The 13,841-nt window shown below is 52.7% G+C and carries 13 protein-coding genes; 2 read left to right on the forward strand and 11 right to left on the reverse strand.

What is annotated here, in order from left to right; all coding sequences use genetic code 11:
- Positions 1 to 40 precede the first annotated feature (40 nt).
- A complete protein-coding gene (locus HYG81_RS34710; RefSeq protein ID WP_180840724.1) occupies positions 41 to 1,249 on the reverse strand; it encodes a hypothetical protein in 1,209 nt (402 codons plus the stop codon).
- 154 nt (positions 1,250 to 1,403) lie between these two features.
- On the opposite strand from HYG81_RS34710, the gene HYG81_RS34715 reads away from it, so the two are divergent.
- Positions 1,404 to 2,522, forward strand: coding sequence for a tyrosine-type recombinase/integrase (locus HYG81_RS34715; RefSeq protein ID WP_180840725.1), 1,119 nt, complete (start codon positions 1,404 to 1,406; stop codon positions 2,520 to 2,522).
- A 210-nt stretch (positions 2,523 to 2,732) separates the two neighbouring features.
- On the opposite strand, the gene HYG81_RS34720 is transcribed toward HYG81_RS34715, so the two are convergent.
- From HYG81_RS34720 to HYG81_RS34740, 5 genes are all read right to left on the reverse strand, one after another.
- Positions 2,733 to 3,383 carry an HFX_2341 family transcriptional regulator domain-containing protein gene (locus HYG81_RS34720; RefSeq protein WP_180840726.1) on the reverse strand — a complete coding sequence of 217 codons (651 nt, stop codon included), beginning with the start codon at positions 3,381 to 3,383 and terminating at the stop codon, positions 2,733 to 2,735.
- Positions 3,383 to 4,192: a hypothetical protein gene (locus HYG81_RS34725; protein ID WP_226777499.1), complete on the reverse strand. Its 810-nt coding sequence runs from the start codon at positions 4,190 to 4,192 to the stop codon at positions 3,383 to 3,385. The genes HYG81_RS34720 and HYG81_RS34725 overlap by 1 nt, the downstream gene beginning before the upstream one ends.
- Before the next feature lie 38 nt (positions 4,193 to 4,230).
- Positions 4,231 to 6,240 carry an N-6 DNA methylase gene (locus tag HYG81_RS34730; RefSeq protein ID WP_180840728.1) on the reverse strand — a complete coding sequence of 670 codons (2,010 nt, stop codon included), beginning with the start codon at positions 6,238 to 6,240 and terminating at the stop codon, positions 4,231 to 4,233.
- 140 nt (positions 6,241 to 6,380) lie between these two features.
- Positions 6,381 to 6,710: an N-acetyltransferase gene (locus HYG81_RS34735; protein ID WP_180840729.1), complete on the reverse strand. Its 330-nt coding sequence runs from the start codon at positions 6,708 to 6,710 to the stop codon at positions 6,381 to 6,383.
- Between the two features lie 131 nt (positions 6,711 to 6,841).
- Positions 6,842 to 7,842, reverse strand: a protein-coding gene (locus HYG81_RS34740; RefSeq protein WP_180840730.1) for an IS630 family transposase whose coding sequence is annotated in 2 segments (ribosomal slippage) — positions 6,842 to 7,350 and positions 7,350 to 7,842 — 1,002 coding nt in all. Because the reading frame shifts where the segments join, the coding sequence is not laid out codon by codon here.
- A 193-nt stretch (positions 7,843 to 8,035) separates the two neighbouring features.
- Here HYG81_RS34740 and HYG81_RS34745 point away from each other — a divergent pair.
- The gene (locus HYG81_RS34745; protein WP_180840731.1) at positions 8,036 to 9,454 is read left to right on the forward strand and encodes a recombinase family protein; all 1,419 of its coding nucleotides are present in this window, start codon (positions 8,036 to 8,038) and stop codon (positions 9,452 to 9,454) included.
- A gap of 7 nt (positions 9,455 to 9,461) precedes the next feature.
- On the opposite strand, the gene HYG81_RS34750 is transcribed toward HYG81_RS34745, so the two are convergent.
- Genes HYG81_RS34750 through HYG81_RS34770 form a run of 5 tightly spaced genes read right to left on the reverse strand, consistent with a single transcriptional unit; the run spans position 9,462 to position 13,282 of the window.
- On the reverse strand, positions 9,462 to 10,115 hold the full coding sequence (locus HYG81_RS34750; protein ID WP_180840732.1) for a competence protein CoiA family protein: 654 nt from the start codon (positions 10,113 to 10,115) through the stop codon (positions 9,462 to 9,464).
- Positions 10,106 to 11,059 carry a recombinase family protein gene (locus HYG81_RS34755; protein WP_180840733.1) on the reverse strand — a complete coding sequence of 318 codons (954 nt, stop codon included), beginning with the start codon at positions 11,057 to 11,059 and terminating at the stop codon, positions 10,106 to 10,108. The genes HYG81_RS34750 and HYG81_RS34755 overlap by 10 nt, the downstream gene beginning before the upstream one ends.
- Positions 11,052 to 11,831, reverse strand: a complete 780-nt coding sequence (locus HYG81_RS34760; protein WP_180840734.1) for a transcription initiation factor IIB family protein — start codon at positions 11,829 to 11,831, stop codon at positions 11,052 to 11,054. Before HYG81_RS34760 ends, HYG81_RS34755 begins: the two co-directional genes overlap by 8 nt.
- A complete protein-coding gene (locus HYG81_RS34765) occupies positions 11,828 to 12,916 on the reverse strand; it encodes a CRISPR-associated protein Cas4 (RefSeq protein ID WP_180840735.1) in 1,089 nt (362 codons plus the stop codon). The genes HYG81_RS34760 and HYG81_RS34765 overlap by 4 nt, the downstream gene beginning before the upstream one ends.
- 33 nt (positions 12,917 to 12,949) lie before the next feature.
- Positions 12,950 to 13,282 carry a DUF7344 domain-containing protein gene (locus HYG81_RS34770; protein ID WP_180840736.1) on the reverse strand — a complete coding sequence of 111 codons (333 nt, stop codon included), beginning with the start codon at positions 13,280 to 13,282 and terminating at the stop codon, positions 12,950 to 12,952.
- Positions 13,283 to 13,841: the final 559 nt, after the last annotated feature.

The raw sequence follows: 13,841 nt of genomic DNA on the forward strand, positions 1-13,841 counted from the left end.
GCGAACTATGCACTAAGTGTTTTGGGTCGCTTAGACAGAACTACGACCCACTCAGCACCTCCGAGATAAGTCGATACAAGCCTTCATCGACTTGCTCTGGATTGACGGTGAACTCGTAAATCCAGTTCGTGGAGCAATTACGCCTCACTCGTACTTCAAAGAGTAGTTCTCCGTACGGCGTGAATTGCCACCACGAGTTCTCACCTTGGTTCTCCTCAAGGGCCGGACGGTTCACCCAGGTTGAATCATCATTCGAAAGTCTTCGAAGGGCTGTCGTCATATTGTTCTGACCCTTCGTCTCCGTTTGCTCGAACTCCTGGATTTGTGTTTCACCCTCTCGACCCACCAGTTGAAATGCTTGGTCAGGGTCAACCCCGCGCCATTCACGGTTCTGAATGCGGATCGCGTCCTCTCTCAGGTCTTTGGCTAGGCGATCAACAGCCGGGAGTGCCGTCTGGTCGGCGAATTTGTTGATGATGGTCTCGAAGCTGGTTCGACGCATCTCAGCTTCAGACGGGATTTCGTCAGGTGGAGTTGGGTGTTCGGATTGAGATGGATCAGCTCGCCATGACTTCTCGGAGATTTCAAACCGGTCACTCGGCTCACTCTTGGTGTATTCTTCCAGCACTGCGTTCACGAGTGGTGGTGCTGGTGCGAACTCGTGTTCTCGTAGAATCTCACGGATTTCGTCTCGTTCTTCCTGGAACCCGTCGTCTTCGTTGGCCTGTGTGCCTGCGGAGACTAGTCGCCACTCGTAGTAATCTTCTAACTTACCGAATAGATCTACGAGGCGGCCAGCTTCGCGTTCCCATTCCTCACTCGGTTCGCCGATTAGTCCAACAATAGTCCCCCATACGAGGTTGGCGGGGACAGGCTCTTCATGGATCATCCGTATCAGAGTCCCGAGTTCGAACCCGACCTCTGTCTCATCACCGGGAATCTGATGCGTTGTTCGAGCGACGGGGGAATCTCGCACGTCCCGTGATCTGTTGTTGATGGTGAGGAGGTCCTCCCAGACTTGGATCTCTTCCCCGCTGAGGTGGCCACGATAGTATAGCAGGGAGACGTCGTCAATCAGTTGCTGGATGCGATCCGGGAGTTTCGCCGCTTTTGTAGCGACACGGCGTTCCATCTCAGCGTTCGTGTATGTGCCTGAATCTCCAGTCATCAGGTATTCTCGCTCCTTCTGACTCAGTACACGCTGTTCATCGGCGTCTGTCTCACTAAGGTCCCAGAGGTGCTCAACCATACAGTTGGCTTATAAAAGAGAGGTCTCAAAGCGGTTTTGGTGCTCGCCCAAAGGGACTTTTCAAGATTTTTGTTGCTTGCATGCGACGTAGCACAACTCGTGAGCGACAGCAGTACAGCGCGAACACCGAGCAGTTCTCCGGGGGTCGGTTCTGATGTCGGCCGATTCCGAGCTTTCGAACGAGCTTCAGCGAGTTCTCCAGGAATTTGGCCCCAATCTGAAGCCGCTTTCACCTGAGGAAGCGGTACAGAAGTTCCTAAAGAGCGAAAAATCAGAGCTGGCACCGGCCACTCTTGATGAGTACGAGCGTGAACTGACCCGATTCGTGGGCTTCTGTGGCGAGCACGGTGTCGAAGATACCACCGAATTCGATGGTCGTGTCCTTCACGACTTCAAGATCTGGCGGCGCGATGAGGCACATGACGGTGAAGGGTCGTTGTCGAAAAAGACGATGCGAGATGAGCTATACCTCTTTCGGAAGTTCCTGCGATTCCTGGAATCGATTGACGCAGTGACTCCCCGGCTGCATGCGAAAATCGAGATTCCGACGCTCGATCCCGGTGAAGGAGAACGAGATATCGATTTCGCGTCCGACGAGCTCAACGCGATTCTTACCCACCTTGAAAAATACGAGTACGCGACCCGGGAACACGCTGTGTGGGTGCTCTTCGCCGCAACAGGACGACGTCCCAGCGGCCTTCGAGCACTTGACCTCGAAGACATTCACTTGGAGGGAGATGAGGCGTACATCGAGTTCCGCCACCGCGTGGACGGAGAGACCGAAACGCGGCTCAAAAACAAGAAAAGTAGTGAGAACACGGTTTACCTGAGTGACTCTGCAGCTGAAGTCATTCAGGACTACATCGATACGAATCGAGTCGATGTTGGTGAAAAGGGCCGTTCTCCCCTCCTTACGACCGTTCACGGCCGATTGTCCGATTCTTCCATTCGGAAGTATGTCTACAAGTGGAGTCGGCCATGCGTGGTTGGAAATAGCTGTCCGGAGGGGCGAAACCCAGATGACTGCGAGGCGATGGAATCGAGTGATCGTGCGGTGAAGTGCCCGTTCAGCAAGCCACCGGTCGCTCTTCGGCACGGTTACATCTCCAACTTGCGGCGTCAGGGAATTTCACTCCATACAATCAGTGATCGGTGCGATGTGAGCGAAGAAGTAATCGAGAAACACTACAGCGAGCTTTCCGAGAAAGAGAAACGAGAGTTACGGCGGGAAGAATTAGAATCGAACACTGGGTCAGACGACGGATATCTCTAACTATCAGGCTCTTTGGAGTCTTCTGGCTACGATTAGCGGGCGACAAGGGCGATGGCCGAGTAGTTCGAAAAGTCGTTCCCACTCTGTTGGAATCCATTTGTTCAGATACGACCTGCGGTGAAACAGCCGGTAAGTGGGGTTGCTTACCTAACGGCTATTTCAGCGGGAAAGCGTCGAACAAATAGGATTTCAACGGTAGCCCGTTCACCCTTAATTTGTCCACTGAAGATACAGACGGCCGACGTCTGTCACGTAGACCTGCTTTGCCCGTCCTTCAGTCTCCGTTTCGACAAGTCCCTTCTCCTGAAGCTGAGATACGTGATAGCTGACCTTCTGTGAGGACTCTCCAAGTTCGTCTCCGATTTCACGTAGAATAACGCCTCTACGGCCGCCCTTGTCCCACTCACCGAGTGTCTGGAGAACATTAAGCTGGAGACCTTCAATTTCAAACGTGAGGGGTTGGGTAGGCGATGGAAGCTTCTTCACGAGCTCGTCCACCGACTCCTCACCGGTTTGTGGCTCCAAAACGTAGTACGGAGTCGCCCCGATGAAGAACGCAGAGGCGGTGGCTGCTCCCGCCATCAGGTTTGTACCACCTGTGATGTTCACGTAGATCTCTTGGTCAGGGTTCTCTCTCGCCACGCTCACAACCGTATCGACCACATCCCGAAGGTCGAACGCATCTATGAGATCGATCTCGACGTTGTATCCGAACTGAGTAAGCTCTTCAGCGAGCTCATTCCCGACTGATTGGAACTTTTCGCTGGTCAGGAGCTGGACATAGTCAGCGGATCCATAGGCCTGCAGTCCACGCTTAATGTGGACTGTAGTTTCTCCGTGGGGGACGATGTGCAGACTCATTATCGGTCGCTCTCGACGAATTTTCTGACTCGGTTGTTGTTCTCGACCACCGGTGTGAGACTGCTGAACGGTTCATCAGCGTGGTTGTATTGTTGCTCTGCCTTCAGGATGACCACGTCTCCCTCTGAGGGGAAGTACTCGACGTACTGGGGCTCGATTCGAATGCTCTGCCCTGCTTCACCCTCCTGGAACGAGGTGACGTATCCGACCCGCCCCTCCACGTGATCGACGAATCCAATGTGAAAGTCGTGGTCATCGTCAAGGAGGCGGCGGCGCTCTTCGTACGTATCATCATCCAGCTCCAGGATCCGTCCCCAAGTCCGAATGACTCCCTCTAACGCGTTCCAGATCAGGAGAAGCGAACTAAGGAGGACAGGATCCGCCTGTTGATCGGGAGACGGCAGCTCCTTCGGGTGAGCGATCTCGTCTTCCCGGTACTCGTTCAGGTTCTCCAGGGCGAACGTGTAGGAAATATCAATTTCCTCGTCGAGGAGCACCGTTGAGTACGTTTTGAACCAGCGGAATGCGTTGACCACGTTGTCTTCGTTCCGGATCTCTCCGCCGACTTCTCGCTGTAGCTTCTCCCGGTAGCCCTGTTCATCGGCAAGACCGAGGAAGACATACCGAAGATAGTTGTACAGCTGAGCGGTGTTAAACCGGTCTTGGAACGAAGCTCGTGTAGACTGCTCCACCCAGCCGAAGTACTCGTCTATCTTCTGGTAGACGTCGTCATCGCTTTCGACGTCGATACGAGGTTCGATGATATCTGCCAGCAGGTCGAAGCATTTGTCGATCTGCTCCTCGATCATCTCCTCGTTAGTCGGTGCGGCGGAAGACTCGCTCATATTCAGTCACCTCCGAAGAGGCCTTCGAGGTCATCTTGGAGCTGCTCCTGCTCCTGTTCCAGGTCAGTAATTTTGTCCAGGCGCTTCCGGATCGACTCTGCTTTATCCTGAATCTCCGCTTCCGAGAACTCAGGCACCAGCAGCTCCCGCAACCGTCTGATCGGGATATGCTGTATTGTCGCTCCGCCCTGCATCGACTCCAGCTGTTTTCTGGACAGTTCCGTGTCCAGGAAGTGGGCGTACACCAAGGCCTCCTCCTCTGTACGGAAGCGAACGACGGCCCACATCGAACTCGGAGCGATCTCCTCTTCGGGATGGTGGATGTGGATCTTTGATCCAGTGGCCGAGACTAAGACGTCCGTCTCGTCCGCCCTCACGATGTTGTCACTGACATCGACAAACTCGGAGTACTTCTCCTGCTGGATATCACGGATATTAACGTACGGAAGCCGGTGGTCGCTGTCTTCCTCGAACACCTGATCCGGCTTCTTGGTACCGCCACGGATCTCTTCAGCGACGTCCTGAATCTCCCTCACCTCAGCGTACCGCTGCTGGAGCTTACGGCTTGTCTCATCCATCTGAATGATTTCACTGGGCAGATAGGATCGGCCTTCCAACCTACTCAGTTCAAGGGTGTCGGCCTTGCCGAGACGGATGTCATCCACGACCTCCGGAATCTTCTGCTCCGGATCGTCGTCGCTATCGACGATCCCGTAGGAAATCTTGTCGCTCGGTGAAGACGGCTCGTTTGCTATCTTCAGGATCACCGTAGAGACGCCAGTATGGTCGTAGACCGGGGCATTAACCTCGATCAGGGATTCTATACGGTACTCTGAGCGGAGCGTCTCCCGGAAGTCAGAGGACCTTCTCTTGTACAGTTTACCAATCGGCAGAATAACTGTTAGACGGCCGCCGGGCTTGAGGCGCTCCAGTGAGTCCAATACAAACTTCTCGTCGCCGTTCCGGGCAGGAGTTCCGTCCGGCTTCTCGTAGTGGAGGTTGAACGGCGGGTCGATGAAGACCTGGTCGAACTCAGCCGGCAAGCTGTGATCTATCTGCGAGAGCTTCAGATAGTCACCTGCCGTGTAGCTGACATCGGAGCCGAACAGTTCGTTGAGGAAGATGGCACTGTTGACGGCGTCGATGTTGATTTCAACGCCGTGTGCGTCTGCGCCTCGTGCGCTGGCTTGCCGGAGAATATTCCCATACCCTGCGGCAGGATCCAGGACCAGATCGCCTTCGCCGATCTCTGAGAGGTCGAGAAGCGCCTCACCCAGCCAGATCGGAGTAGTTTGCGACCTGGTTTTCTCTTGCTCTTCGAGCTCCACAAACGCTTCAGCCACTTTCGGCGGCGTCTTATCCAGGTCGATACCGTAGAAGGTGTTCAGAACCTGCTCCTGGAACTCAACATCAAGAGCACGGCCTTGGGACTTGAACGGCGGATACTCCTCCTCGATCAGCTGGTCTAACTCCTTCAGATCCTTCTCGGAGAGAGTGTCGATGTCCAGGTTGTAGTTGTGTCGCTCAGCGGCCAGCTTTCGAAATAGGCTGTGGTAAAGATGGATCTCAATATCTCTGCCCATCTTCCCCCTGAAGTAATCCGCAAGCCGCCAGAACTTCATCCGGACCTCTTCAGCAGATTCTAACGCGCGACGCTCCTGCCCGTTGTCTCTCGGGAACCCAGCGATCTCTCGCTCCACCTGCTCGCCTTCTTCACCCGGAACCAGTTTGAAGACGTATTCGAAGGACTCGGAGACCAGTGCGCCATACGGTGCTCCAGAGTGATCCATCAGACGACGGAGCTCTTTCAGGTCTTCCCGCTCCCGATGCTCAGAAATGACCGTGCTACATTCCACGACCACGTAGAACTCGTCCAGTTGCTCGTCCAAGACGGCGATATCCGGACGGAAGCTTAGTTTCCCCTCAACAAACGGCTCCACTACCACCCTATCTTCGCCGTAGATCTCTGTGAGCTCGTGGACCGTATCCCGGACGAGTTCTTGATCACGCATACCAACCAGTTACTGTGATGACTACATAGAATTTGGCTTTGAAAGTCAAAACTGGGTTTTGACAATCCTAGTGCTGTACTTAGGACCATGGCGATAGAGAGATGGAGGTACTAGGAACCCGCCTACATATCTCGCATGACTCAGGTTTCAATTTTCCAGCCGACACCTTCCGATACCTCCTCGAATCCCTCTGTTTCGAGGATATGTTCCATAGCCGGATGAACGGCATTATTCACCGTAACCTCCGGAATTCCGTGGTCCCGGCTGAGACAAACAAACTCGTGAAGAGCAGCTCGTGCGATCCCCTTGCCCTCCCAGTGGGGTTCTACCTCAATGTGCTCAAGTTTCCCGGGGATACCTTCGATGGCACCGACGTATGTCCCATTTACGAGAATCGCGTATCCTAATCTAGCCTCGGTAAGATCAACATCTTCAGTGCTGACCTGGCTGATCTCGTTCGGGTCGCTCATTTTTTGGGTATAGTCCCCGCTGGATCTGGAGTTCCGGGGTTGATCTTTCAGTATCGGTGGTTTTGGACTGGAAAGTAGTTTGGGGACTCCCCAGGCGCGAACGTCTGGAAGCGCGAGAACTATAGTAAACATTAGAAGTAATTACTCACTATCGGAATGGAGAGTTGGTCAAGAGCGGTGTCGATTGCTGTTGTGAGTTCAGTCAATGAATCAAAGAACCGATTGCTAAGATCCACCTGGAGTTGTCTCCAGCACTCCTCGACCGGATTTAGCTCAGGAGAGTACGCCGGTAACGTGACAAAGGCGAGGTCGTCGCGGACCGCTAGGTCCGTAACGGCCGACGCCTGGAAGTACGGCGCACCATCTAGCACGATAATCAAATCGTCTTCGAACTCTTTGCATAACGCGAGAATGAAATGTTTTGCGTGTTCGGCGGTGACGTACTCTTCGAACCGGGAGAAAAATCGATCACCGTCCTCGGTGATCGCGCCCAACAAACTCGTCCAGTCGCGTTGTCCAGACAATTCGACGGACGGCCGCGTGCCGCGCGGAAACCATGCGGCACGCGGCTCAACTTGCACAGATTTCTTGGTTTGATCGATACAGACTACTGTGGCGTCCATCTCCCGCCGCTTTTTTTGAGTTCCTCGCGGAACGTTTCTTCCTCTTCAGCATCTGCTTCAGCGGCTGTACGGCGCGGTTTTTGATAGCTCAATCCTGCTTCTTTGAGCAACCGCCGGCAGCTTGGGATTGAGTACTCGACATTGTAGGTTTCGTCGAGATACTGCTGGACGAGCGCCGGCGTCCACGCCGGCGCGTCAACTCCAACGTTCACTGGTGGTTCGTGAACCGTTTCTTCGAATTTTTGTTGCTCTTTTTCCGAGAGCTTTCGTTTTCTCCCAGATCGGTGAGCATCAGTAACGGCCTGCTCAAGCGACTCGTCAGTGTCGAGTCGCTTGAGCCAACTGTAGATTGTTCGTCGGCCGGTGTCGTGCCACTCTGCTAGTTCGGTCTGTGTCACACCGTTTTTGTACGCAATTGCTGCTAATAACCGCTGTGTCGGCTTGTTTCCCTCGACGTTGTCGAGAGCATCTTGAAGTTCTTCGACAGAGATTTCGTCGAGATGGTCCATTAGTATACGCAACATTCTGTGGGCGGAAAATTCTAACGGTTACTATAGTATATAAACCCACCGTGAGAATGCGGGTTTCGTCCTTACCGGAAGGAACTTTTCAAGTTTCTCTTCGGGCGTGATGTTTTCCAATCACACAGCCGCTGAGAGGCATTGCGCCAAGATTAATATAAAACGTACGATGCGCTCGGTGTTGGGAGAGCGTATCGTAGCTTTATGTAAGAACACGGGTCGAAGCTTAAAAGGTAAGATCGCGCTTCCAGCCACCCTCCCGCTCGCTCTTACACTGACTACCGCTCCTTCCCAAAGCGAACTCGGAGGCTTCGCTGGAACAGGCGATTCAAACGAAACTGTTCAGCACGGGAAGTCTGCGACCGACGGGAACGATGATCCCAGTGATCCTGACGAAGGGAAACTGGCAAGCGCGGACGATAATCCACGTGGGCTCATCTACGCGCGGGTGAGCAGTGGTAATCAGCTGAAGGGAGACGGTGAAGAGGAAAATGTAGAATACGACCAGGGGAGCATCGAAGGACAGATAGAAGAGTTGACTGAATTGGCCCAAAAAGAAGGGATTCACCTCCCTTATGATCCGATCACGGACGAGGCTAAGACGGGAACCAACTTCGACCGTGACGGGATCCAAGAAGTCTTTGAGATTTCTAAGCGCAAGGAGATTGACTACCTCTTGGTAGAGAAGGTAGACCGGATCGGTAGAAGTGCGCCGGAGACGTTGTACTTCATCTACATTCTTCAGTCGGAATGTGATGTTACATTGCTCACGCCCTCGGGAGAGCGAGATCTTGACAAGGTCGAGGGCCTGATGCAGACTACCCTGTTGTCACTAATGGCCGAAGTCCAGAACGACATTAGGACCACGAAGGCGAAGAAAGAGCGTATTCGTGGGTTCCTCCATAAGAAGAATTGGAAGTGCAAGTCTCCGAAGATCCCGCTTGGTTACAACGAGACGGATGACGGTTGGTTAGAGGTCGATCACGGAGAGAAGACCATCGTTCGGGACCTATTCCAGAAATTCGTCGGTTGTGAGAAGTATTCAAAAACCGAAGAGTATATCGACAACAAGTACGGTGCGGAGGTGCTCGATGGGCATCAGGTAAAAACGCTACTTACGAACTTCGTATACATCGGCAAGCCGCGACTGCCCAGGGAGTGGCTTACTGAAACGACGTACGAGAATAATCTCGAAGATCCATCGCTTCACATACTTCAGAAAGATGAATCCGCGGACATTGATGTTAGTGAGGAAACATTCAAAGAAGCACAGGAGATCATCAACGAGAAAGACGATGACCACTCCACAGATGACGATACTCATCAGTTGCTGGACTTCATCGAAGAGTTCAGCCTGTTCGCAGTCATCGAAGGATCTGAATCAGCTACGTTACTCCACCATTGCGGGGAACCGCTGGTGACTGATGGTCAAGTGGACTTGAAGGGGAGAACAGTCCACCGGTACCGGTGTCGGAAGTGTGAAGAATCAGAGGAGGCTAAATCGTACTACCAACAGTGGCCACAGCAATATGAACTGGACACGATCGAGTTGATCCAAGACGTCGTGGAGGGGAACTCGAACTTCTTGGGGGAATCCTGATGATGAATCACCGGGCTATGTAGTTCGGTAATTGATCTCGATTGGCTGAACTCAGTTCGATTTGCTGTTTCGAGAAGAGGTCACCCAGTGTGAGTTCGAGCGTTTCGGGATCAAACCGGCCGACACGAAGTGGTGCAACGCGTCGAATGTAACGTTCGACTCTATCCACATCATGGCAGCCGTCCCTGTGAAAAATCAGATACGCCTGATAATCGTTTGCGAACATCGTGTTTAGTTTGCGTCCTAATGCAAGCCGTCCAGACTTATAGTAGACTTCAGCCGCAACTTGGAGTGGAGACGTAACTCGAACGTCTGCGATGACGAATTTTTTTCGGATGCCGATCCACCGCTCAACGTCAATCTCTACCGGTTCACCGGTAACCTCTTTAATTCTGTTGTGAAGCGCTTTCAGTGTTATTTCCGTTGCGACCCGGTGCTCATCGGAGACAGAGTTGGTTTGAAAACAGTCAGCAGTTCCATCGGCGTGGCGGAAGTAATCGCCAGTCCGATTAGAGGGGGTATCATTGTAGATAACTCTTTTTTCGCAGATTGGGCACCTGAAGTCCTGTGTGACGACAGGATGATTATTTTCGTTATTCAGGGGTTGAATCTCTGTACACGAGAGGATTCGACCGAGTTTGTCGCTTTTCGCTACGAGCATGGGTTACCTCTCGTCGAATTTCCGGAACGATATCCACGATACATCTCCCGCATTCTTTCGATTGCGCGCTCCTTCCTTGGATCAGACATTGACGACTTCGAGGCCTCGTCTCGCTGGAACCGATGTCGAATCGACACTACTTCCTCGAAGGTCGCGTCATCAACAATTTGGTACTCAGGAACGTGCTCAGACACGTCCGCAACATCGTAATCTCCCCTGTAAATCTCGTTCCGAAGAATATCTCCGACTGCCCGTGGACTCCACTTACCTCCTGCCTGTGTACGGTGTCCACGTTCATTTAGAAGTCTCGCAACCTCCGGCATCGACCGTTCTTCGATGTAGAGTTCGAAGATCTCAATTACCAATTTCTTTTCATCCTCGACAATCGAGAGCCTACCCTCTGGATCCAGTTCGTAACCTAAGGGTGCGGAATCGTTGGGCCACTTTCGTTCTACTGCGAGTTCGTTCAGTCCCATCTTTGTCCTTTGGCGAATCATATCTCTCTCAAATTCAGCGGCGCTCGCAATATTACGAAAGTTGAACCGTCCTGTCGCACTTGTCGTGTCAATCTGCTCCGTGACGCTGTACAAATTAACGTCGTGCTCCCGTAATTCGGACTCCAACTGTACTGCATGCATCAAGCTACGTGAGAATCGGTCCAGTTTCCAGAAGACGATCACGTCGAACACCTGTTGCTCTGCCGCGCTCAGCATCTTCTGGAACATCGGACGGTCAGTGTCCTTTCCGCTCTCAGCCCCATCGCGGTATACGAATCTGACTTCCCATCCGAGAGACTCGCACCGATCTACACTCCGTCTTACCTGAGCGTCAAGCGAGTACCCGAACTCCTGGTTTTTCGATGATGTTCGTGCATATACCGCCGCCCGTAGTTGCTCTTTTTTGTCGCTTTCGGAGACTCGCTCCCGTACTGACCCATCAAACATCGTCAATCACCTCCCGTAGCTGTTTGATGCGCTGGCGAACAGTTTCGGTGGACAGTCCAACTGCTTTGGCGACATCCCACTGCGTGTGTTCGTCTTGTGAGACGTACACAGCACCCGCAGCGACTCCAGCAGGATCCTTACCGATGAACGATTGCTGCCCCTCTACAGTGGTTAAAATGCGCTCTGTGGCATTCCAGACGGCATCCGCTAACTCCAGTTGTGTCTGCAGGAACGGAATGTACTCTTTTGGTTTCGGTAAATGAGGACCGATGTCTAACTCCTCGCATAATACAAGATTACTTCGATTGAACTTTGTCTTATCAACACCGGAGAAATCAGTGAAACGGCTTTTCGGAACTGGCTGATCCAATTGGCGTGAGGCAAGGCGTAGGCACGCTGCAACAATACAGGGCGTTTTTCTCCCGTCAGTGAGCTCTGCGCGGAATGCATCACAGTAGAGATCTACTCCACCTTCTCGGAGTTCCTCCGAAAGACTAAGCTTCTCTGCGAAGTCCTCCAGATGATTAAATGCCTCAGCAAGCTGTTGTTCAGTCGCATTCCTCACATGACACTCCGAGAGCCAATCTCTCTTCTCTGGTCGTTGGAATGCACCGTCTGTAATCTCCCACTCCAGTTCAACTGAGTTCGTATCCTGCTGAAGGACAAACCCACAGGAATCACAGACGCCCTCGAACTCTTCGACTGAATGGTCAATATCCTCTGTCTGACACGCAGGGCACGTCTCACTCTGCCCCTGCTCTACCTGTGTCATAGCTCCCCACTTGCTAACGATAAACTGGAAATTTCATCCTGGTCAGCGCAGAGAGGACAGATCGGACTGCCCTGAGGATCTACCTTATCCCAACCGATCTCCGACGAACAGCGCTGGCAGAACCAATTGACTACACCGTACTCCTCTACAAGCTTGGGGAATTTTTTGGCCAATGTTGGTGTCAGAGACTCATCCGGGTTATCATCGAGATATTCAATGACAGCACTCAGGGGATATCCGCCGTAACCTACGAGCAATCCGTTCGGATCGACGTCTCGGTGATCCGTATCACCCTTACCGCACCTCGTACGGTAGGAGCAGAACCGACACTCCCAATCGTATTCAGGATCGGCAGGCGGTAACTCACCATCAACACGGTACTGAGTATGCTGTTCGGCCCAGTCAACCACTACTTCGTCCCAGAATTCGGCATCGAATTCTACGTGGAACGTTTTCAACTCCAGAGCTTCCCGTCCACCGTATACAAGCACAGCGTCGGTGAAGTCCTGCTCAAATTTCTTCGACAGCCCCACGAGATAGGCATGTACTTGTGCACGGTGGTGCCGGTTTGGTTCTCGGATGCTGTCTACCGAGGATTTCGTCTTGACCTCGGTAGGCAGAATGGGTGTTGCGTCCGAATCGACGATTACCGGGTCGGTAGCGCCCTTGATCCGCAACTCTCCTGCGTCGGACTGTACCGTGAAATCGATCCAGATGGAGTTCTGAACGTACGTGTCTGTTCCCGTAACGGCGCGGTTCAGAAACGGGAACAGCAAGTCCTCCTCAAATCTCGTACCAAACCAAAAAATCCCACGAGGATCTGGTTGTTCAGCTGGGGCGTTCTCCTGCCGGTATACGAGTTTCCGGTGACACTGGAGGAGTTGGCTTGGGCTGTGGCGTTCCGGGTCAGGGATGCTCCCTGGCCCGTTGAAATATGGTTGCCCATTCTCGATGTTTTTCCGCCACTGTCGGTCCTGATACCACTCACGGAATTGCTGTGGGGACAGCAGATCCAGTAACTCTTCGGCTGGTTCCGAAGATTGCTGACGGTCTGGAAGGGTACTGTCCGATGTGGTCTGCGCCATTACGATATCTAATGTCCAAACACAGGTACTTGCTCAATCGCTGATTGATGTACTGTTGAAATCTGCTGGTTCAGGGAGTGAATCGCCCTGCAGGGTCTGGTAGGTGGCTTGGTTGAGAACGATTAGTAGTGCAGCGACATCGAGATTCTGACCAGCGGCGACTGTCTGTCGATTGGAGTCATAGATTATGATATCGGCGTCAGAAAGTGTGGAAAGATGCGTCTGTGAGAGAGCATTGTACACATTACGGTAGGGCTCTCCTGTTGCACGCTCGGGTGGAACATCCTCTTCAATGGCCGCAATTTCCCGGGCTAAGTCCCGCACAGGTAGCGTTGTATCTTCAGTACTTGCGAGCAACTGAATCACGTGACACCGACGAGAGGCACTAAGCGCGTGATAAACTTCAGATAAGACGTCGGAGAGGTTCTCATTCCCGCTCATACTTCTGAGTACCTGCGAAGTCGGTCAGTGGCCTGAAACCGTATACCGTGGGAGGAGTTGAGTCCATAGGCGCAATACGTAGCCCAGCCAATTAGTTCTTTTGAGGGAAGTAAATATAGTTCTCTCAAGAGAATAAATCCCTAACAGGGGACGTGACGCCGGATTAAATAATGAGTGACGGCCCTGGACGACGTCCGGAATTTACAGATGAGGAAATCCTGGTAGTGTTTCGATCTTCTTCGGATCCAGTCCTTACCACAAGTGAAGTCGCCTCTCAATTTGACATCACCCACAGAGGTGTGCGAGACCGTTTAGAAAAGTTGGAGGAGGAAGGGCAGCTTGAATCGAAGAAAGTCGGTGCGCGAGGGAAGGTTTGGTGGGACCCTGAGCATACCACAGTATCAGAATCATAGCCTCGGAATTGATCCCCGACCAGGACTTGTCCTGTCGCGCCGTTTCTTGAAACGAATGGTGAAAACGGTCC

Origin of the sequence: Natrinema zhouii (genome assembly GCF_013456555.2) — an archaeon.
Classification (GTDB): domain Archaea; phylum Halobacteriota; class Halobacteria; order Halobacteriales; family Natrialbaceae; genus Natrinema; species Natrinema zhouii.

What these genes read in the sequence shown, in the direction of transcription:
- HYG81_RS34710 (WP_180840724.1), bottom strand. Translation starts at nt 1,249, where the DNA reads ATGGTTGAGCACCTCTGGGACCTTAGTGAGACAGACGCCGATGAACAG.
- HYG81_RS34715 (WP_180840725.1), top strand. Translation starts at nt 1,404, where the DNA reads ATGTCGGCCGATTCCGAGCTTTCGAACGAGCTTCAGCGAGTTCTCCAG.
- HYG81_RS34720 (WP_180840726.1), bottom strand. Translation starts at nt 3,383, where the DNA reads ATGAGTCTGCACATCGTCCCCCACGGAGAAACTACAGTCCACATTAAG.
- HYG81_RS34725 (WP_226777499.1), bottom strand. Translation starts at nt 4,192, where the DNA reads ATGATCGAGGAGCAGATCGACAAATGCTTCGACCTGCTGGCAGATATC.
- HYG81_RS34730 (WP_180840728.1), bottom strand. Translation starts at nt 6,240, where the DNA reads ATGCGTGATCAAGAACTCGTCCGGGATACGGTCCACGAGCTCACAGAG.
- HYG81_RS34735 (WP_180840729.1), bottom strand. Translation starts at nt 6,710, where the DNA reads ATGAGCGACCCGAACGAGATCAGCCAGGTCAGCACTGAAGATGTTGAT.
- HYG81_RS34750 (WP_180840732.1), bottom strand. Translation starts at nt 10,115, where the DNA reads ATGCTCGTAGCGAAAAGCGACAAACTCGGTCGAATCCTCTCGTGTACA.
- HYG81_RS34755 (WP_180840733.1), bottom strand. Translation starts at nt 11,059, where the DNA reads ATGTTTGATGGGTCAGTACGGGAGCGAGTCTCCGAAAGCGACAAAAAA.
- HYG81_RS34760 (WP_180840734.1), bottom strand. Translation starts at nt 11,831, where the DNA reads ATGACACAGGTAGAGCAGGGGCAGAGTGAGACGTGCCCTGCGTGTCAG.
- HYG81_RS34765 (WP_180840735.1), bottom strand. Translation starts at nt 12,916, where the DNA reads ATGGCGCAGACCACATCGGACAGTACCCTTCCAGACCGTCAGCAATCT.